General features: G+C 31.0%; 18 protein-coding genes. 2 read left to right on the top strand and 16 right to left on the bottom strand.

Annotated features, from left to right (window positions below):
- Window positions 1-292 precede the first annotated feature (292 nt).
- The 10 genes from HNR33_RS21495 to HNR33_RS21540 all read right to left on the bottom strand — a co-directional run bounded on the left by HNR33_RS21495 (window position 293) and on the right by HNR33_RS21540 (window position 9,946).
- A complete protein-coding gene (locus HNR33_RS21495) occupies window positions 293-1,084 on the bottom strand; it encodes a SigB/SigF/SigG family RNA polymerase sigma factor (RefSeq protein ID WP_429087734.1) in 792 nt (263 codons plus the stop codon).
- Window positions 1,081-1,536, bottom strand: coding sequence for an anti-sigma B factor RsbW (gene rsbW, locus HNR33_RS21500; RefSeq protein ID WP_429087737.1), 456 nt, complete (start codon window positions 1,534-1,536; stop codon window positions 1,081-1,083). The genes HNR33_RS21495 and rsbW overlap by 4 nt, the downstream gene beginning before the upstream one ends.
- Window positions 1,537-1,544: 8 nt before the next feature.
- Window positions 1,545-1,862, bottom strand: coding sequence for an STAS domain-containing protein (locus HNR33_RS21505; RefSeq protein ID WP_429087740.1), 318 nt, complete (start codon window positions 1,860-1,862; stop codon window positions 1,545-1,547).
- Window positions 1,863-2,010: 148 nt separating this feature from the next.
- Window positions 2,011-4,446: a DNA gyrase subunit A gene (gene gyrA / locus HNR33_RS21510; RefSeq protein WP_429087742.1), complete on the bottom strand. Its 2,436-nt coding sequence runs from the start codon at window positions 4,444-4,446 to the stop codon at window positions 2,011-2,013.
- A 168-nt stretch (window positions 4,447-4,614) separates the two neighbouring features.
- On the bottom strand, window positions 4,615-5,082 hold the full coding sequence (locus tag HNR33_RS21515) for a C-GCAxxG-C-C family protein (RefSeq protein WP_429087744.1): 468 nt from the start codon (window positions 5,080-5,082) through the stop codon (window positions 4,615-4,617).
- Window positions 5,083-5,119: 37 nt separating this feature from the next.
- A complete protein-coding gene (locus HNR33_RS21520; protein ID WP_429087746.1) occupies window positions 5,120-5,962 on the bottom strand; it encodes an ABC transporter permease in 843 nt (280 codons plus the stop codon).
- A 10-nt stretch (window positions 5,963-5,972) separates the two neighbouring features.
- The gene (locus HNR33_RS21525) at window positions 5,973-6,917 is read right to left on the bottom strand and encodes an ABC transporter permease (RefSeq protein WP_429087749.1); all 945 of its coding nucleotides are present in this window, start codon (window positions 6,915-6,917) and stop codon (window positions 5,973-5,975) included.
- Between the two features lie 97 nt (window positions 6,918-7,014).
- Complete coding sequence (locus tag HNR33_RS21530) at window positions 7,015-8,628, bottom strand: ABC transporter substrate-binding protein (protein ID WP_429087751.1); 1,614 nt, start codon at window positions 8,626-8,628, stop codon at window positions 7,015-7,017.
- A 209-nt stretch (window positions 8,629-8,837) separates the two neighbouring features.
- Window positions 8,838-9,032: a capping complex subunit for YIEGIA gene (locus tag HNR33_RS21535; RefSeq protein WP_429087753.1), complete on the bottom strand. Its 195-nt coding sequence runs from the start codon at window positions 9,030-9,032 to the stop codon at window positions 8,838-8,840.
- Between the two features lie 23 nt (window positions 9,033-9,055).
- Complete coding sequence (locus tag HNR33_RS21540) at window positions 9,056-9,946, bottom strand: YIEGIA family protein (protein ID WP_429087755.1); 891 nt, start codon at window positions 9,944-9,946, stop codon at window positions 9,056-9,058.
- Window positions 9,947-10,178: 232 nt separating this feature from the next.
- Between HNR33_RS21540 and HNR33_RS21545 the strand changes: the two genes are divergently transcribed.
- Window positions 10,179-12,530, top strand: a complete 2,352-nt coding sequence (locus HNR33_RS21545; RefSeq protein ID WP_429087757.1) for a heavy metal translocating P-type ATPase — start codon at window positions 10,179-10,181, stop codon at window positions 12,528-12,530.
- A 39-nt stretch (window positions 12,531-12,569) separates the two neighbouring features.
- On the opposite strand, the gene gyrB is transcribed toward HNR33_RS21545, so the two are convergent.
- From gyrB to dnaA, 6 genes are all read right to left on the bottom strand, one after another.
- A complete protein-coding gene (gene gyrB, locus HNR33_RS21550) occupies window positions 12,570-14,480 on the bottom strand; it encodes a DNA topoisomerase (ATP-hydrolyzing) subunit B (RefSeq protein ID WP_429087760.1) in 1,911 nt (636 codons plus the stop codon).
- A 59-nt stretch (window positions 14,481-14,539) separates the two neighbouring features.
- Window positions 14,540-14,830 carry an extracellular matrix regulator RemB gene (gene remB / locus HNR33_RS21555; RefSeq protein ID WP_429087763.1) on the bottom strand — a complete coding sequence of 97 codons (291 nt, stop codon included), beginning with the start codon at window positions 14,828-14,830 and terminating at the stop codon, window positions 14,540-14,542.
- Window positions 14,831-14,846: 16 nt separating this feature from the next.
- Window positions 14,847-15,950: a DNA replication/repair protein RecF gene (recF, locus tag HNR33_RS21560; protein ID WP_429087765.1), complete on the bottom strand. Its 1,104-nt coding sequence runs from the start codon at window positions 15,948-15,950 to the stop codon at window positions 14,847-14,849.
- 221 nt (window positions 15,951-16,171) lie between these two features.
- Window positions 16,172-16,381 (bottom strand): RNA-binding S4 domain-containing protein, encoded by a 210-nt coding sequence (locus tag HNR33_RS21565; RefSeq protein ID WP_429087768.1) that lies wholly within the window; start codon window positions 16,379-16,381, stop codon window positions 16,172-16,174.
- 55 nt (window positions 16,382-16,436) lie between these two features.
- Window positions 16,437-17,543, bottom strand: coding sequence for a DNA polymerase III subunit beta (dnaN, locus tag HNR33_RS21570; RefSeq protein WP_429087770.1), 1,107 nt, complete (start codon window positions 17,541-17,543; stop codon window positions 16,437-16,439).
- 246 nt (window positions 17,544-17,789) lie between these two features.
- On the bottom strand, window positions 17,790-19,127 hold the full coding sequence (gene dnaA / locus HNR33_RS21575) for a chromosomal replication initiator protein DnaA (RefSeq protein ID WP_429087773.1): 1,338 nt from the start codon (window positions 19,125-19,127) through the stop codon (window positions 17,790-17,792).
- A 604-nt stretch (window positions 19,128-19,731) separates the two neighbouring features.
- Between dnaA and rpmH the strand changes: the two genes are divergently transcribed.
- Window positions 19,732-19,866 carry a 50S ribosomal protein L34 gene (rpmH, locus tag HNR33_RS21580; protein WP_429087776.1) on the top strand — a complete coding sequence of 45 codons (135 nt, stop codon included), beginning with the start codon at window positions 19,732-19,734 and terminating at the stop codon, window positions 19,864-19,866.
- Window positions 19,867-19,877 lie beyond the last annotated feature (11 nt).

Below are 19,877 nucleotides of genomic sequence, written 5' to 3' on the forward strand. Positions count from 1 at the left end.
TTAACTCAAATGTATTAACGTTGACGTTAATTCATAAGTTGTTTTAACAGCTTTGCTGTTATTAAACTTGTCTTTTCACTGTTCAGTTTTCAAAGACCAAAACATTTTTTGTCTTCATCATATTGCTGACTCTTAATACTATAGCAAATTAGTCATCAGTTGTCAATACCTTTTTTACTGGTATTTTTAACCGTCTTGTGTTAACGACAATATTTAATATACCACTTTAGCAACACAATTTCAACAGTTATTTTATTCCACAAAATTAGGTGAGTTTTATCACCTCACCCACCTAAATATATGTTCTTTGAAGCTCCTTTTTAAATTTCTCAATGATTTTCTTTTCCATTCTAGATACAGTCATTTGAGATATTCCCATCTCTTGTGCTATATCAAATTGTGTTTTCTTATTAAAGTATCTATCATTCAATATTTTCTTTTCTACATCATTAAGTTTTTCTATTGTTTTCATTAAGAAATCATTGTTTTCTATTTTAGTAAAGTACTTATCATCTTCACCTATAAGATCAGATAAATTTATTTCCTTATCATCACCATTGGAATCAAATGCAACATCTAGTGACTGAGGGGTATATACCTTACTTGCTTCCATTGCTTCTAAAACTTCTTCTGAAGTACATTTTAAATATTCTGCAAGCTCATCTACCGTCGGATTCTTCTGAAGCTTCTGACTTAATATAATTTTAGCATTATTTATCTTTTTTGAAAGTTCTTGAATTCTTCTAGGTACTCTTATAGCCCACCCTTTATCTCGGAAGTATTTCTTTATCTCTCCTATTATGGTAGGTGTAGCAAAACTCGAAAATTCGTAGCCTTTTGTTATATCAAATCTATCAACTGCATATATCAATCCTATACATGCCACTTGATATATATCATCATATTCTATTCCTCTATTAGCATATTTTTTAGATAATATCTCAGCAATATAAATATGTCTTTTTATTAATTCATCTCTATATGTTGCATTCTTTGTTTCTCTATATTTCTTAAACAATTCCTTCACATCTGATTTATTAGTTTCAATAGTGCTTTTTTCTTCATTAGCTACCTGTAATGTCATTTAGCACCATCCTTTATTTTCTTAATCATCCTAATTTCTGTACCTTTTCCTTGATTGCTTATTATTTCAACGTCATCCATAAGTGACTTTATAATAAATATCCCAAGTCCTTTTTCTTTAAACTCATCTTCCTCTGTTTGCTGTACTTGTTCTGTATCAAATCCTTCACCATTATCTCTAACTACTATAGATAACTTATCTTCATAAATACTAAATTCAATATCAAAATTTTCATCTTTCTCTTTTAATCCGTGCTCTAAACTATTTGTGCAAGCCTCAGCTACAGCTACTTTTATATCCTCTATTTCTTCTATATCAAAGCCTAATCTACTAGCTATGGCAGAAGTAGTAAGTCTAACTACCCCTACATATTCTGGTCTATTGGGTATGCTAAGGTTAATAAAATCTTTTCTTTCAGTATTTTGTATACTAAGTTCCTTATTATTCGCCATATTATCTATCACTCCTTAATCGTAAATACTTTATCAAGACTTGTTAAATCGAATAATTTCTTTATGTTTGGCTTTATGTTAGTGATAGTAATTTCATTATTATTTTCCCTTGCTTTCTTCAACACACTTATCAAAACACCTAAACCAGTACTATCAATGTACACTAAATTTTCACCGTTTATTATTATATCTACTGCTCTCTCTTCCATTATTTGAAGCAGTGCTTCCTTAAATGCTGGAGAAGTATATATATCAACTTCACCAATAGGTTCTACAATCCATGAATTTGTATTATCATCAAACTTTTTAAATACTTCTAATGACATATTCTTTTCCTCCTTTTACTTCAATAGTGTTGCATGAACGTATTTAATACCTATTTATATAGTATAATATCTTCATATTAATGTAAACTTTTGTTTCCTATTATATAAATAAAAAAACAGCGTACAATTAAGTACGCTATTTTCATTATTATTCCTCTTCTACTTCTGCTATTACCTTAGCTACTGATACTACATGATCATCTTTACCAGTTTTCATCAAGGTAACTCCTTGAGTACTTCTTCCCATTTGTGAAATATCAGAAACCTTAAGTCTAATAATTACTCCTAAAAAGCTGATCATCATAATTTCGTCTTCTTTATCTACTACTTTTGCATTTATTAACTTTCCGGTTCTATCTTTAATACTATAGGTTTTAATTCCTTTTCCTCCCCTTGTTTGTACTCTATATTCTTCTAGTGATGTTCTTTTTCCATATCCATATTCACTAATAACAAGGAGATCTTTCCCATCTTCTACTAAATCCATGCCTACAAGCTTATCATCACCTTTTAAGCTTATAGCTTTAACTCCCATAGCTGTTCTTCCCATATCTCTTACATCTTTTTCATTAAATCTAATTGACATACCACGTGAGGTTACTAATATTAAATCATTATCTCCACTAGTTCTCTTAACACTTATAAGCTCGTCATCTTCCTTAAGACTTATAGCTATAAGTCCATTCTTCCTTATATTTTTAAACTGATCTAGTTTAGTCTTTTTAATAATTCCATTCTGAGTTACTAAAACAAGATAGTCTTCTGGACTAAAATCTTTTATAGGTATTACAGCAGTAATTTTCTCATCTGGATTGATCTGAAGCAGATTAATTATGGCCGTACCCTTTGCTTGTCTTTTTGCTTCTGGTATTTCATAAGCTTTTAAGCTATATACCCTACCCTGGCTTGTTAAGAATAGAAGGTTATCATGAGTGGAGGTAATAAAAAGATGCTCAACAAAGTCTTCTTCTCTTGTTGTAAGACCAGATACACCTCTACCTCCTCTTTTCTGTATCTTATATGTGTCTTCAGGCATCCTTTTTACATATCCAAAGTGAGTAAGAGTTATAGCTACATTTTCTTCCTGAATCATATCTTCAATGTCTATTTCATCTTCTGAAGCTTTTATTTCAGTTCTTCTTTCATCACTGTATTTTTCTTTTATCTCTAGTAACTCTTCTTTTACAATTTGATATATAAGTCTTTCATTAGCTAATATCTCTCTGAACTTATTGATTTGTTTTATAAGCTCTTCGTATTCTTCATCTATTTTTTCTCTTTCTAATCCAGTTAATCTTTGCAGTCTCATATCAAGAATAGCTTGTGCTTGCTTCTCTGTTAAAGCAAACTCGTTCATTAAACCTTCTTTTGCATCAGCTGTTGTTTTTGATCCTCTAATAAGACTAATTACAGCATCTATATTATCTAGTGCTATTTTTAAACCTTCTAAAATATGAGCTCTTTCTTCTGCTTTATTTAAATCATATTGTGTCCTTCTTACAATAACCTCTTTTTGATGATCTAAATAATATCTAACTACCTGTCTTAAGTTTAGGACCTTAGGCTCATCATTTACTAGCGCAATCATAATTATACTAAACGTATCTTGAAGCTGAGTATGCTTATATAAATTGTTCAATACCACATTAGGGTTAGCATCTCTCTTTATCTCTATTACAATTCTCATACCAGTTCTATCTGATTCATCTCTTAAATCAGATATACCTTCTAGTTTCTTATCTCTTACAAGATCCGCTATTTTCTCTATCAATCTAGCTTTGTTAACTTGGTAAGGTAGCTCTTTTACTATTATAAATGCTCTTCCTTTGCTGTTGTGTTCAATAAATGCCTTTGCTCTAACAACCGCTCTCCCTCTACCTGTTCTATATGCTGTTTTTAGACCCTCTCTGCCCATAATAATAGCACCTGTAGGAAAATCAGGACCTTTTATGCATGTTAAAAGATCGTCTACCTGTACATCTGGATTATCTATCATCATTATAGTACCATCTATTACTTCTCCTAAGTTATGTGGAGGTATTGATGTAGCCATACCAACCGCTATACCCGATGATCCATTTACTAAAAGGTTCGGAAATCTACTAGGTAACACCTTAGGTTCATTAAGTGTTTCATCAAAGTTTAGTCTATAATCTATAGTATCTTTACCAATATCTCTAAGCATTTCAAGAGTTATCTTTGACATTCTGGCTTCTGTATAACGCATAGCAGCAGCGCCATCACCATCGACAGAACCAAAGTTACCATGTCCATCAACTAGTAGGTATCTAGTTGAAAAATCCTGTGCAAGTCTTACCATAGCATCATAAACTGCTGAGTCACCATGAGGATGATACTTACCAAGTACGTCCCCGACGATACGTGCAGATTTTCTATGAGGTTTATCTGGCATTAGGCTAAGCTCATTCATAGCATATAGTATTCTTCTATGAACAGGCTTTAGTCCATCTCTAACATCTGGTAAAGCTCTACTCACTATTACACTCATAGCATAATCTAAATATGATTTTTTCATTTCGTCTTCAATATCTATAGGCATAATCCTTTTATCTTCGTTGCTCATCAAAATCCTCCTTAAGCTTAAATAATCTCCCAAAAGCTATATCTTACCATTTGATTATAAACTTTTTACATATAAAAATCAAATTATTGAAATTCAGTAGAAAAAAAGAAGGCTTTTGTACACCTTCCTAAAGAATTTCCAAAACATTATATTTTTATTATAACCTACTTAAAAAATTTTTGACATAATCCCTTGATTTGAAAGTATTATATTCATTACAATCTCACATACATCTCCTGTAACTCTTGTACATCTTTCAAAATGTTCTTTTGATCCAAATTTATATTCCTTTATGAGTACTCTGCAACATGTACTTTTATATTTTTCTTTAAATCTATTATGAAGCTCTTGTGAAAGCTTCATTACCTTTTTATTATTTGCACCAGGATTTTTTCTTCCATACACTAGTCCTAAAGCAGTTTGTGCTCCTGTTAAGGCACCACAACTGCAGCCAGCACCACCCATACCAACTGGAAATCCTGAAGTAAGCCTAACGTATTCCTCAGGCATACCACACTCTAATACTTTGTTTACCGATGCAAGTACTGCTTCAGAACAAAGATATTCTCCATTTTTATAATAATTTTCTGCCATCTGCTTGGCTTCTTTAATCAATTCCTCATTACTTTTTTTCATCTAATTTACCTCCATAGATTATATTAATTTGTAGCTATCAAATATCTTCCATAGGATTAGACGCTGCTCTTAATATATCTCCAAGAACATTAAAGCTTAAAACAGTCAGTAATATAAATAGCCCTGGAAAAATAGCTAAATATGGTGCATCAGACATAAATGATTGTGCATCCTTGAGCATACTACCCCATGATGAAAATGGTTGCTGTATTCCCAGTCCTAAAAAACTTAAAGAGGATTCTGTTAATATAGCTGTGGCAATGTTTATGGTTGATGCCACTATAACAGTAGACATGACATTTGGTATAATATGTTTAAACAATATCCAAAATGGTCCAGAACCTAATGTTTTTGAGCAAAGAACAAATTCTCTTTCTTTTAATGTCAATGTCTCAGACCTTACTATTCTCGCTATTCCCATCCATCCGAATAATCCAATTATAAGAACTATACTCATTATTCCAGGTTTTAAATATGCATTTACTATCAATATCAAGAAAAAACTTGGTATTGACATTAAAATATCTATAAATCTCATTATAATACTATCAACTACTCCACCAAAATATCCGCTAATAGTACCTACTAAAGTCCCAATAACTATTGATACTATCATGGACATGAATCCAACTGCTAGTGATATTCTTCCACCATAAAGTGCTCTAGTAAAATAATCTCTTCCTAGACTATCTGTACCAAATACATTCTTAAGATTAGGCTTTGACAGTTTGTTTACTATATCAATCTTAGTTGGATCATATGGGGACAGAGGCGCTAGTAAGGCTGCTATTATAAACACTATTATAATACCGATATATATTTTTGCTAGTTTGTTTTTCTTTAATTGGATTTTTATGCTCTCTATAATTCTTCCATTCATCTGTATCACCTCAATACTTTATTCGTGGATCGACAAAATAGTATGCTATATCTGCTAATAGATTTCCAATTACAAGCATAATGGAAGATATCATAGTAATAGCCATTATTACTGGATAATCAAAACTATATATAGCTGATATACCTAATCTGCCCATCCCCGGCCATCCAAAAATAGTTTCTGTTATAAAAGCACCAGATACTAGATTAGGTAGTGACATACCTAATATTGTGATAACAGGAAGAATAGAATTCTTAAGAACATGTCCATATAGTACTACATTCTTGCTCATCCCTTTTGAATATGCAGTAGCTACATAGCTTTCTTTTAGCTGGTTTATTACACTTGATCTAATATACCTAGTCAAAATAGCTATATTTGAAAAGCTTAAAACTATACTAGGCATTATACCATGCTTTATAACATCTAGCACTGATTTAACACCAACAGTACGCATACCTATGCTTGGCAACAATCCTAGCTTAGCAGTAAAAATATATATTAGTATCATCGCAAACCAAAAACTTGGTATTGATATTCCGACATAGGATGTATTACTTATAAGTCTGTCTATGAATCTATTCTTATAGACCGCTGATATTACACCTAGTGGTATAGATAATATAACAGATATAAGCATAGATATACCCATGAGCCCTAGCGTGGCAGGGATTCTTTCCATTATCTGCTTTAGTACAGGTCTGTAATTAATATATGAATACCCAAAGTTCCCTTTTAAGATGTTTTTCAACCAATAAAAATATTGAACTAAGATTGGTTTGTCTAAACCAAGATTTTTTCTTATTCTTAATACATCATTCTCACTCATTTTTGGAGTAACAAAAGCTTGTACAGGATCACCAGGAGCAAGATTGACTAGAAAAAATGAGATAATAGAAATAAAGATAAGGATTGGTATGGCTTGTATTATTCTTTTTATTATAATCTTACTCATCAAAACACCTCAAATTTATTTTAATAATACACAAAAGTAAACTAGAGTACTCTAGTTTACTTTTGCTTTTAAATATATACTTTTCATTACGTACAGACTATTCTATAACATAAAGCTTTGATAAATCTTCAAACATAAATATTGGCACAGTTCTAGCTTCCTCTACCCCTCCAATATTTTTGCTTACGCCTATAAGCGATTTTGGATAAGCTATTGGATATACAGGTATATCATCAATAACCTTTTTCTGAACTTCTGTATATATTTCTTTTCTCTTCTCTTTATCAGTTTCTACAGCACCTTTATTCCATAACCCATCTACTTCTTTATTGCTGTATTGTGAAATGTTATATATTTGACCAGTCATATATATAGACTTGTACGAATCTGGCTCTGGTCCCATTACATAACCGTTAAATGCTAAGTCAAAGTCTTTATTTTCTGGGTTAAGAAGCTTTTGATAGTATGCTCCTCTTTCCATAGCTATAAGCTCAAGTTCTATTCCAATTTCTTTAAGCTTTTGCTGAATAATTAGTGCTTGATTTTGCTGCTTTGGTCTTGAGTTCATATAAGCCATTTTTAACTTTAATCCATTTTCATACCCTGCTTTACTAAGTAATTCTTTTGATTTTGCTGCATCATATTCAAAATGTCTAACATCATCTGTATAGTATAATGCATCAGGAGTTAATATTGAATTAGCCATATCTGCATATTCTATTGACTCATAAGATCCGTTCACTAATTCTTCTTTATCTATTGCAAGAGCTATTGCTTCTCTTACGTCTCTATTTTTTAATACATCGATATTTTGGTTAAATATCATGTAATCAAGCATTCCTTCTCCATAGCTAAATACATTAAAGTTACTATCGGTTTTATATTTTTCAAATTCCTTAGGTTCAATGTATGACGCTGAAACTTCTCCACCTTCAAAAGCTACCTTTGCAGAGTTCGAATCAGGTATAACTCTATAGACTATGTTATCCAAATGTGGTCTTCCAGCATAATAATCTTCGAATCTCTCTAATACAATACTTTCACCTTTGTTCCATTCTTTAAATTTGAATGGACCTGATCCTATAGGATTTTCATTTTTTTCACTCTTAGCTATATCAGCTTCACCTTCAAAAACATGCTTTGGTATAGGCAATACCTGAACTAGCGAACCCATAAATGAAGACAATACTGTAGGAAGCTTAAACTCAACTGTAAGTTCATCAACCTTTGCTACTTGTACAGGTACTCCATCAATTATAAATAAATCTCTTAAAAAAGAATTTTGTTTTTCATCTAATATTTGCTCCATAGTAAACACTAAGTCATCTGCAGTTATTTTTTCTCCATCATGCCATTTTAAGTTATCTTTAAGTTTTACTGTATAAGTTAAGCTATCTTCAGATACAGTAATATCCTGTGCTAAATAATATCTATTGTTTTCTCCATTCATTACAAAAAGTGGATTATAAAGAGCGTTATTGATAGTCATTGTAACCCTATCAGAAGCATATAATGGATTCAGTGCATTTGGATCACTTCCTACTGCAAAAGTAATACTCCCTCCATCTTTTACTTTTGGTTCTTGGGTTTGCTGCTGTTGATCATTATTTTCTTGAGGTACATTAGCTTCATTTGAATCCTTGCTACATGCAACAGCTCCTAAAACTAATACTAAGCTTAATAATAATGCTAAGACTTTTTTTATGTTCATATATATCCTCCTTGAAGTTTAAATATTTCATCACACATTATGTTACAGTAAATAAGGATGTTTTAGAAATTGTTTATTTCTATAAGGCATGTGCTGGTTATAGTTTTAATCTATCCTTTTATTAATTTTTCTTAACTAATAATTATAGGCAACCATAATTTTTATTTTAAAAAAAGCTAAAAGCACCTTAATACATAAGATGCTTTTAGCTATTCTTGGGTAACAACTATTATTCCATTTGTAAGTCCATAAACATTACCGCCTAATACTCGACCTAACTCAGATGCTATTTTTTCTTGTTCTATTTCATCCTTAGCTAAAATAGTAGGAACTCCTGCATCAACTATCGAATCTTTATCGATAGTAATCATTGCTAAAATACTCCTTGTACTGCTCTCCTTCACCTAAATTCTCCTTTACTAAATTATTAATTATCTTTTTTCTTTAAAGTTTCAAGTATTGGAACATTATTAATAATTTCTTTCAGTAGCTTAACATCTTTAATAATAGGTACAATAAATAAAGCTACTTCTCCATTATCAAAATTCCTTCTAGTAGCAGCATACCTTTCTAACCCTAATATTCTTGTACATTCATGTAATATAGCTGTTCTTTGCCCTTCATGGTTTAATAAAACCTTTTCGTTCTCTCCTTTTGGTTTTAATATGATACCAAAGCCATTTTTTAATATTCTTTCTCTTGTAGCAGAAAGTCCTATATTCATAACATATGTATCACCAACATAAAGATTATCTCCGTTCTTAAATTCAATTTGAACCTGTTCAATATCTGCAATATCTTTAATATTATGTCCTTTAGTATAGTTTTTAAGAAAATAGATAACTGCAATGCCAATTATTACTGATATCCCCATAATAATTACTTTATTGTGAGAATATTGTTTAATAATAAAAGCACTAATTGTTGTAATTAATGAAGAAACCATTACAATATAATTCCTTGCTTCAAAAGTCTTTGCTATACCATCTATATAAGCATCACCTCTAAAAAAGTAATTCTCTCTTTCTAAAGATTTTAAACTTTCCTTTTCCATCTTACGAATATCTCTAAATTGTTGAATAGCTAAAGCTAAAAAAGTTACTGCAACATAGTTCTTAGCAAGCAATGCTGGATATGCCACAGCCCCCATAGCAGCAGCAATAAAACCTGTAGTTAGATGTATTAAGTAACCATTCGGATATGTTGGGTATTGTCTTATATCACTTCTTAGCATCCATAATCTTCCTAAAAATCCTACTAATGTCCCTGTTAAAATATACAGAACAACGCTGAGCTCAAGTAATCCTTTTTGCTCCATATGTATTCTCCTCATACTTTTGATTATTGCCTACAATTAATTATATTATTTGTTTTAAAATTAGCTATTATCCTTAAGAATGTAACTTTTATATTAACATTAATGTATTGACAATTATTATATTAGTTAATATAATAATATTAAACATATGAATGATTGTTCATATGTTTGTATGTACTAAAATTTACTTATAAATAAATGTTTTTTCTAAGCAATAAAGGGGGTAGTCTATATGAGTAAAAAAGAATTAATCTTAGAAGGTTTGGATTGTGCAGGATGTGCTGCAAAAATTGAAAACAGGATTAATAAGATTGAAACTGTAGATAAAGCTGTGCTAAATTTTGTAACAAAAACATTAGAAATTGAAATTGAAAATCCTGAAAAAATAGATGACGTAATATCACAGGTACGTGATATTGTAAGGAAGTTAGAGCCTGATGTTGTTGTTAAAGAAAAGCACATTAGTAAAGCCAATCAAAAAACTTTGGTATTGATGGGTTTAGTTTGCACAAGCTGTGCAGCTAAAATTGAAGATCAGATAAAGAACCTTGATGGAGTCAAAAACGCGTATATTAATTTTACAACAGGAAAACTAGTTTTAGAAGTCAACAATAAAAAAGACTTAGATATCCTTTCTAAGAAAGCAATAAAAATAATAAATAGAATTGAACCTGATGTTGAAGTGATTGACGAGGATAAAAATAATATTCATCATGACCATAGCCATGATGAAAACTTTGATAGAAAGGAACTAATAAAATTTTTCGTTGGAGCAGTACTCTTTGGTGTTGCTGTAATATTTAATTTTTCTAGTACAACTGAATTTTTATTATTTTTCTTTAGCTATATCCTAGTAGGTGGAGAGGTTCTGTTGAGAGCAGTAAAAAATATCTTACGTGGTCAAGTATTTGATGAGAACTTCTTAATGAGTATAGCAACAATTGGAGCCTTTGCCATTAAAGAGTTTCCTGAAGGCGTTGCAGTTATGCTGTTCTACCAAATCGGTGAGTTTTTCCAAGGCTTAGCAGTTAATCATTCAAGAAAATCAATAAAATCACTTATGGATATAAGACCTGATTATGCAAATTTAAAGATAAATAATAATATAGAGAAGGTATCTCCAGAAGAAATAAGTGTAGGTGACGTTATTATAGTCAAACCTGGTGAAAGAGTTCCTCTTGATGGTAAAATCATAGAAGGTAATTCAATGGTTGATACTTCTGCTTTAACTGGTGAGTCAGTTCCAAGGGAAGTGACTTCTGGTGAAGAGGTATTAAGTGGATTCATAAATAAAAATGGGTTATTGACTATTGAAGTAACTAAGATTTTTAGTGAATCTGCTGTTTCAAAAATACTTGATTTAGTTGAAAATGCTAGTAGTAGAAAAGCACCAACTGAACAATTTATAACTAAGTTTTCAAGATATTATACTCCTGTAGTAGTATTTTCAGCTCTAGCCTTGGCAATTATTCCTCCTGTATTTGTTGAAGGTTCCACTTTTTCAGATTGGTTATACAGAGCATTGATCTTTTTAGTTATATCATGCCCCTGTGCTTTAGTTGTTTCAATACCTCTTGGTTTTTTTGGAGGAATCGGAGGTGCATCTAGAAATGGTGTTCTGGTAAAAGGTGGAAACTATTTAGAAGGATTGAATCATACTGATATTGTAGTATTTGATAAAACTGGTACTTTAACTAAAGGTACATTTAAAGTAACTGAAATAAAACCATATAATGGTTTATCTAATGAAGAATTACTTGAATATGCAGCATATGCAGAAAGCTATTCAAATCACCCAATTGCTACTTCAATTTTAAAGGCTTATGGTAAAGATATAGTTAAAGATAGTATTGAAAGCTATGATGAAATATCAGGACATGGTACAAAGATACTACTTAATGGGGATGAGATACTTGTAGGTAATGTAAAGTTAATGAATATAAATAACATTAAGTTTAAAGATATTGATGTAGCTGGTACTGTAGTTCATGTTGCAGTTAATAAACAATATTCTGGATATCTTTTAATCTCTGATGAGATAAAGGATGATTCTAAAAATGCAATAAAAGCACTAAAAGAGCTAGGTATTAAAAAGACAGTAATGCTTACAGGAGACAGCAAATCTGTAGGTAAAAAAGTTGCTAAAGAACTTGGCCTAGATGAAGTATATGCAGAACTATTACCCGATCAGAAAGTTGAAAAACTGGAATATATAGAAAAACAAAAATCATCTAAAGGTAAACTAATATTTGTTGGAGACGGTATAAACGATGCTCCTGTACTTGCTAGAGCTGATATAGGTGTTGCAATGGGAGGTCTTGGTTCAGATGCCGCTATAGAAGCTGCTGATGTGGTACTTATGACTGATGAACCATCTAAGCTTGTAGATGCTATAAAAATAGCTAAAAGAACAAGAAGAATTGTTGTTCAAAATATTATATTTGCTTTTGGAGTAAAAGTGTTTGTTCTGTTACTAGGCTCATTTGGTATAGCTACTATGTGGGAAGCAGTTTTCGCTGATGTAGGTGTTGCACTTATAGCAATACTAAATGCAATGAGAGTATTAACTATTAAAAATAAATAAACTAAAATGCTGTGCGAATGCACAGCATTTTTTAACTTTTTATATATCTAGGTTCTTAACATGCCTAGCATTTTCTTCTATAAACTCTCTTCTTGGCTTAACTTTATCTCCCATAAGAGTTGTAAATATCTCGTCTGCAGCAACTGCATCTTCTATGTTCACCTGAAGCATTGTTCTAGTTTCAGGATTCATAGTTGTATCCCAAAGCTGTTCAGGGTTCATTTCTCCAAGACCTTTATATCTTTGTATAGAATATCCAGTTCTTCCTATTTCATTCAGTATATTTTCTAGCTCCTTATCATTATAAGCATACTTTTCTGCCTTACCCTTCTTTACCTTATATAGTGGTGGTTGAGCTATATATACATGACCATTATCAACTAAAGGTCTCATATATCTGTAGAAGAAGGTTAATAAAAGAGTTCTTATGTGTGCACCATCAACATCGGCATCGGTCATTATTACAATTTTACCATATCTAATTTTTTCAAGATCAAAATCATCACCTATGCCACATCCAAAAGCTGTTATCATGGCTTTTATTTCTTCAAAACCTAATATTTTATCTAGTCTTGCCTTTTCAACATTCATTATCTTACCCTTTAATGGTAAGATTGCTTGTGTTTTTCTATCTCTCCCCTGCTTTGCTGAGCCACCTGCTGAATCTCCCTCGACAAGGAAAACTTCACATTTTGAGGCCTCTTGTTCTGAACAGTCAGCTAATTTTCCAGGAAGAGCTGAGCTTTCTAATACATTTTTTCTTCTAGTCAGCTCTCTAGCTTTTCTTGCTGCTTCTCTTGCTCTTTGTGCTTTTAAAGATTTCTCAATTATATTTTTAGACTCTTTAGGATTTTCCTCTAAAAATATAGAAAGAGATTCTGCAACAACACCCTCTACAATTCCTCTCATTTCGCTATTTCCAAGCTTTGTCTTAGTCTGCCCTTCAAACTGTGGATCTGGAAGCTTTACTGACAACACAGCAGTAAGACCCTCTCTTATGTCATCACCAGTTAAGTTCTCATCTTTTTCTTTAAGAATCCCTGCTTTTCTAGCATAATCATTCATTACTCTTGTCAGTGCGGATCTTAACCCACTAAGGTGTGTTCCACCCTCGTGTGTATTTATGTTATTTGCAAAACTAAATACATTTTCGCTATATTCATCAGTATACTGCATAGCTAACTCGACTACATGGCTATCTTTTTCACCTTCAAAGTATATTACATTTTTGTGTATAGGATCTCTATTTTTATTTAAATGCTGTACAAAGGCAATGATTCCGCCTTCATAATGAAATTCTTTTTTCTTGTCAGCTCTTTTATCTTCAAATATTATTTTTACACCTTTATTTAAGAATGCCATTTCTCTTAATCTGTGCTCTAATGTCTCATATTTAAAGTTTATATCTTCAAATATCACGGCATCAGGCATAAAAGTAATAGTTGTTCCTGTTTCATCAGCATCTCCAATCACACTTAATGGTGCAAGTGAAGCGCCTCTTTCATATCTTTGAAAATGCTCTTTTCCTCTCATTCTTACCCTTACTTCTAACCACTCTGAAAGAGCATTAACAACAGAAACACCTACGCCGTGTAGTCCACCAGAAACCTTATATGCGTTATTGTCAAATTTTCCTCCAGCATGAAGAACTGTAAGAACAGTTTCTACTGTAGATTTCCCAGTTTTAGGGTGTATGTCAACAGGAATACCACCACCATTATCAATAACAGTAACTGAACCATCTTCATTTATTGATACAGATATCGTATCACATCTTCCAGCTAATGCTTCATCTATACTGTTATCTACTACCTCATACACAAGATGATGTAGTCCTTTTGGACCAGTACTACCAATATACATCCCTGGCCTTTTTCTAACAGGCTCAAGGCCTTCTAATACTTGTATTTGTTCAGCACCATAGCTGCCATTCTTCTGATTTTCAGACATTCAACGTCCCCCAATCTATTGTATTTTTATTTGTTTTTCAACGTTTTTAAATTAGTAGTTTAAATATTATCAATGAACCCTGCTCTTTTATAAAGAGTGGTTGACGAAATATTTGAACTATATATTATGCTTTTTCTTACTTCTGTACCATCATTTTTATCTTTTTCTGCCTTTTCAGTTATGATATATGTTTTGATACCATCTTTAACAATATCATGAATGAATCCTTCTTCTTCGGCTATCTTAAAAAACTCTCTGGTATCATTTGATTTAAATGCTGTTTCAGCATCTATTATGGCTATTATGTCTTTTAATGGAATAACAAAATCTTTACCGAGGTGAAGAAACATTTTACCCCTCCTATTCTCACAAAACATCTCCTCCAGTAATTCTATATACACTCTTATCTACATCAACTAACTCATCAGTATCTATGTCATCAGTAGAAGTTATGATAGTCTGTATATCTTTAAAAGTAGACACAAGATATCTTCTACGGTTATAATCAAGCTCTGATAAAACATCATCTAGTAAAAGAACTGGATATTCTCCTGTTTCCATGTTTATAAGCTCTACTTCTGCAAGCTTAAGAGACAGTGCAGCTGTCCTCTGCTGCCCTTGTGAACCAAATATCCTACAAGACAGTCCGTCAATAATTATTTCTATATCATCTCTATGAGGACCATACTCTGTTGTTCCTTTTTCAACATCTTTATCTATATTTTTCTCTAGTATTTCCTTAAAACGGTTTTGTATTTCTAGTTTACCCATGTCTATTATGTTAAATGATGACAAGTATTGAAGAATAAGCTCTTCATTATTTCCTGTAAGCTTTTTATGAATATCTTGTGATATTAAAGAAAGCTTATTTAGAAAATCTACTCTATTCAAAATTATTTCTGCTCCTACACTAGACAATTGTGTATCCCATACATCCATTATTTTTAGCTTTTTTCTATCATACTGTGCTGTTTTAAGAAGATTATTCCTTTGCATCAAGATTTTGTTATATTTACTTAGATTATATCTATATTTTGGCTTTATTTGAGATATTTCATTATCTAGAAAACCTCGTCTCTCGCTTGGTCCTTCTTTTACAAGCTTTAAGTCCTCAGGAGAAAATATTACTACATTCAACTGACCAATAAGCTCAGATACTTTACCTAGCTCAACCTTATTTACCCTTATTCTTTTCGCCTTATCTTTTTCTAGCTTAATTTCTATATATTTGTTATAATGCTCTTTTTTTACCTCTAGTCCTACATATGCTTTATCTTTATCAAGATTAATCAACTCTTTTTCTCGATTAGTTCTATATGACTTTCCAGTAGAACAGATATAAATTGACTCTAATAGATTTGTCTTTCCTTGAGCATTATCACCTAAAAAGACATTCAATTTGCTATTTAATTGAATATCTATTTTTTTATAGTTTCTAAAGTTGATTAGCTTAATGCTCTTTACATACACAAATAGCACTCCTTTAACAGAGTCATTTAATAAATATTTATATATAACATTTTATAATTTTATCTTGCTATATTTATTTTATAATTTTAATCATTAAATATTTTAAATAACTACTTATACAAAGAAATCTTTAATGAAAACCATTAACTAATATATTATATCATTTTTTTTTAAATCACCAAACAAATATTCTGTAAAACTTAGGAAATAATATTATTTTCCTATTTTACGATGAATATTTCCTGTCCACTAACCTCAACTTTATCACCTTTTTTAATCTTTTTGCCTCTTTCATATACTACTTCATCATTAACTTTAATTTGGCCATCTTTTATTAAAAATTTGCTTTCTCCACCTGTTCCAGCAATACCTGCAAACTTTAACAGTTGATCAAGCCTAATAAATTCTGTTTTAATAGTAATTTCCACCATATATTATCACTCCTTAAATATTAATAGACACCTATTTGTATAGGTGTCCTTTAGTTTAATCCTCAGCTGCTAGTCTTACCGGTAAAATCAAGTATGTATAACTATTATCTTCCGCCGGTTTTATTATACATGGATTTACGTTACTTACTAGATTCATTACTATTTCTTCGCTGTCTATTACCCTTATACCATCTAATATATATTTTGAGTTGAAAGCAATCTTTATATCATTGCCTTCAAGCTCAATTGGTATTTCTTCATAAACATTACCAATCTCCGAGTTAGATGTTATAACTAATTTATCATCTGATATTTCAAATTTTACTAAGTTATTTTTACCTTCTCTAGCAAGCAATGATGCTCTTTCTATACTTTCCTGGATATCTTTAGTTTTTACCTTTACTCTTGATTTATACTCATTTCTAATTATATCTTTATAATTTAAAAACTGTCCTTCAAGTAGCCTTGAAGTTATTACAGTTTTTCCAAGATTAAATATTACATGACTCGAAGTACACATAATACTTACATCTGAATCATCATCATCTAGTATTTTGCTTACTTCATTGAGTGTCTTCGAAGGTATTACAACCTTTATATCCTCGTTACTATTTATTGATACATTTTTTACTGCAAGTCTATAACCGTCTAATGCAACTAGTGCAGCATTATTACTATTTATTTCAAGAAGAGCACCTGTCAATATAGGTCTTGTTTCATCTTGTGCTGTTGCAAATATTGTTTGCTTTATCATATGTTTTAACAAATCCTTAGGAATATTGAAAAAATCCTTATCATCAATCTGAGGAAGCTGTGGATATTCTAGAGATGATTGACCTATAATATTAAATTTTGAATTTCCACAATTAATGTGAATGCTATTGTTTTCTTTGACCTCTATATCCACAGGCATATCTGGGAGTTTTCGAATAATATCTCCAAATATTTTAGATGTTACAACTATACTTCCTTCTTCATATATATCACATGCTAAAGATGATTCGATACCTATTTCTAAATCTGTCCCAGTTAATTTTAATTGACCTTCACTTGCTTCAATAAGTATACCACTTAATATAGGTAAAGTAGTTTTAGAAGATATACCTTTTTGAACTATATTTATACCTTTAGATAACTCTCTTTGTTCAATACGCAGTTTCAATTGTGGATAACCTCCTTTTAATAAAATGATATATATAAATAAACTAAACATTAGTAGTAATAGTAGTAGGGGGTGTTAATATGGGGATAACTATATATATGTCTAAAATATACGTAAGAATAGCTGTTGATAAAATGTTTATATAGATTAATAAATTATCCACACAACTAACATTGAGCTTTAATAATTTTAAGCATTAAAAGATATCAACAATCTGTTAACAGCTTTCTAACATATAATTGTTGATTACTTTCCTTTAATTTCATCTACTAATTCTTCAATTTTACTTTTTAGTTCTAAATTACTTTGAATATCAGTTGATATCTTATCATATGCATGTATTACAGTAGTATGATCTCTACCGCCGAACTCCTCGCCTATTTTAGGTAGAGACAAATCAGTCAACTCTCTACATAAGTACATAGCTATTTGTCTTGGGTAAGATATAGCTCTTGTTCTTTTCTTTGAACTGAAATCTTCTACCTTTATATTTAGGTTTTTTGCAGTGACTTCTTTTATTAGCTTCACATTTATTTCTTTAGGTCTACTGTTTGATATTATGTCTTTAAGTGCTTCGCTAGCTAAATCAACAGTTATTTCTCTATTAGTTAGTGAAGAATAAGCTACAATTCTTATTAAAGCACCTTCTAGTTCTCTAATATTTGATTGTATCTTAGTAGCAATATAGAGAGTTACATCATTAGGAACATCGATATTTTCTACTTTTGCTTTTTTTCTTAGTATTGCTATTCTTGTCTCTAAATCTGGTGGTTGAATATCAGCAATAAGTCCCCATTCAAATCTTGACCTGAGCCTATCTTCTAACGTAGGTATTTCTTTAGGTGGTCTATCACTTGAGATAATGATCTGTTTATTTGCTTCGTGAAGAGCATTAAAAGTATGGAAAAACTCTTCTTGTGTTCGTTCTTTGCCAGCTATAAACTGAATATCGTCTACTAGTAATACGTCAACATTCCTATATTTGTTTCTAAATTCAACATTTCTGTCATCTCTTATGGAGTTGATCAATTCATTAGTAAATTTTTCAGAGGAAACGTATACAACACTTGCCTTAGGATTTTGATTTAAAATATAATGGCCGATCGCATGCATCAAGTGTGTTTTTCCTAGTCCAACTCCTCCGTATATAAATAATGGATTATATGCCATAGCAGGGGCTTCTGCTACAGCTAATGAGGCAGCATGAGCGAATCTGTTACTATTACCTATAACGAATGTATCAAAAGTGTACTTTGGGTTTAACTGTGATCTAGATGAGCTATTTTCAACTACCTCACTCTGTGCAGTTTGTCCAAAATCGTTCGATATTTCTTCACCAGGTATAAGAAACTTAACATTGAAGTCAATATTGGATACTTGTTTTATTGCATTTTTTATTAGAGTTAAATATCTGGCCTCTAATATTCCTTTTGTAAATTCATTTGGAGCTCCTAAAATGATTTGATTATCATTAATAGCTACAGGCTCTATAGTTTTAAGCCATGTATTAAAGCTTACTTCGGTTAGTTCGCTTTTTATAAGTTTTAAAGAGCCAATCCAAATTTCGTCTAAGTTTAAACCCATTTTTTTCCCTCCCATCTATTAAAAGATTATTGTCCAAATAAAGATAGTTTATAAGCTACTTATTAAAGACATAAAAAAATTATCTACAGATTTATCCACAGGGGCATTGCAATTAGATGAATAGCAAATGAATAAAATTTATCAACATGGAAATTATAAGAATTGTGGATAAAATGTTGAAAAAACAATAAAAGACGAAAAAAAATAAGTGAATTGATATTTGTTAACAGGATCACTTATATCGTCATGTGGACAAAAAAGCAGATATTTAGGATAATTATTAGGTAACAATTAACAGGATGAAAAAGTTATACACAGTATTATCCACAACATGTTGATAAGTTGTTTAATTGTTAATAAATAATCCACATTTTTATTTAATAATATCAGAAATATACAATATTATCAACAATAATATTAAGATATCCACAGATATAACAAACTGTGAAGAATCTTATTAACAACTAGATAAAATGCTTTTTAATTATAAATTCTTGACATTATGTCTATATATGAATATAATCAATAGTAGTGTCTGCGTTTTTTTAGATAATACAATATTTAATTTTATATAAGCTGCCAGCATTTGAAGGGGGTGTATAGCATGAAAAGAACATATCAACCTAAAAAGAGACAAAGAAGTAAAGAGCATGGTTTTAGAAAAAGAATGAGAACAAGTTCAGGAAGAGATGTATTAAAAAGACGTAGAAGAAAAGGCAGAAAAAGATTGACAGCATAAGGCCGCATAAT

Origin of the sequence: Brassicibacter mesophilus (assembly GCF_050433385.1) — a bacterium.
Classification (GTDB): Bacteria; Bacillota; Clostridia; order Tissierellales; family Proteiniboraceae; genus Brassicibacter; species Brassicibacter mesophilus.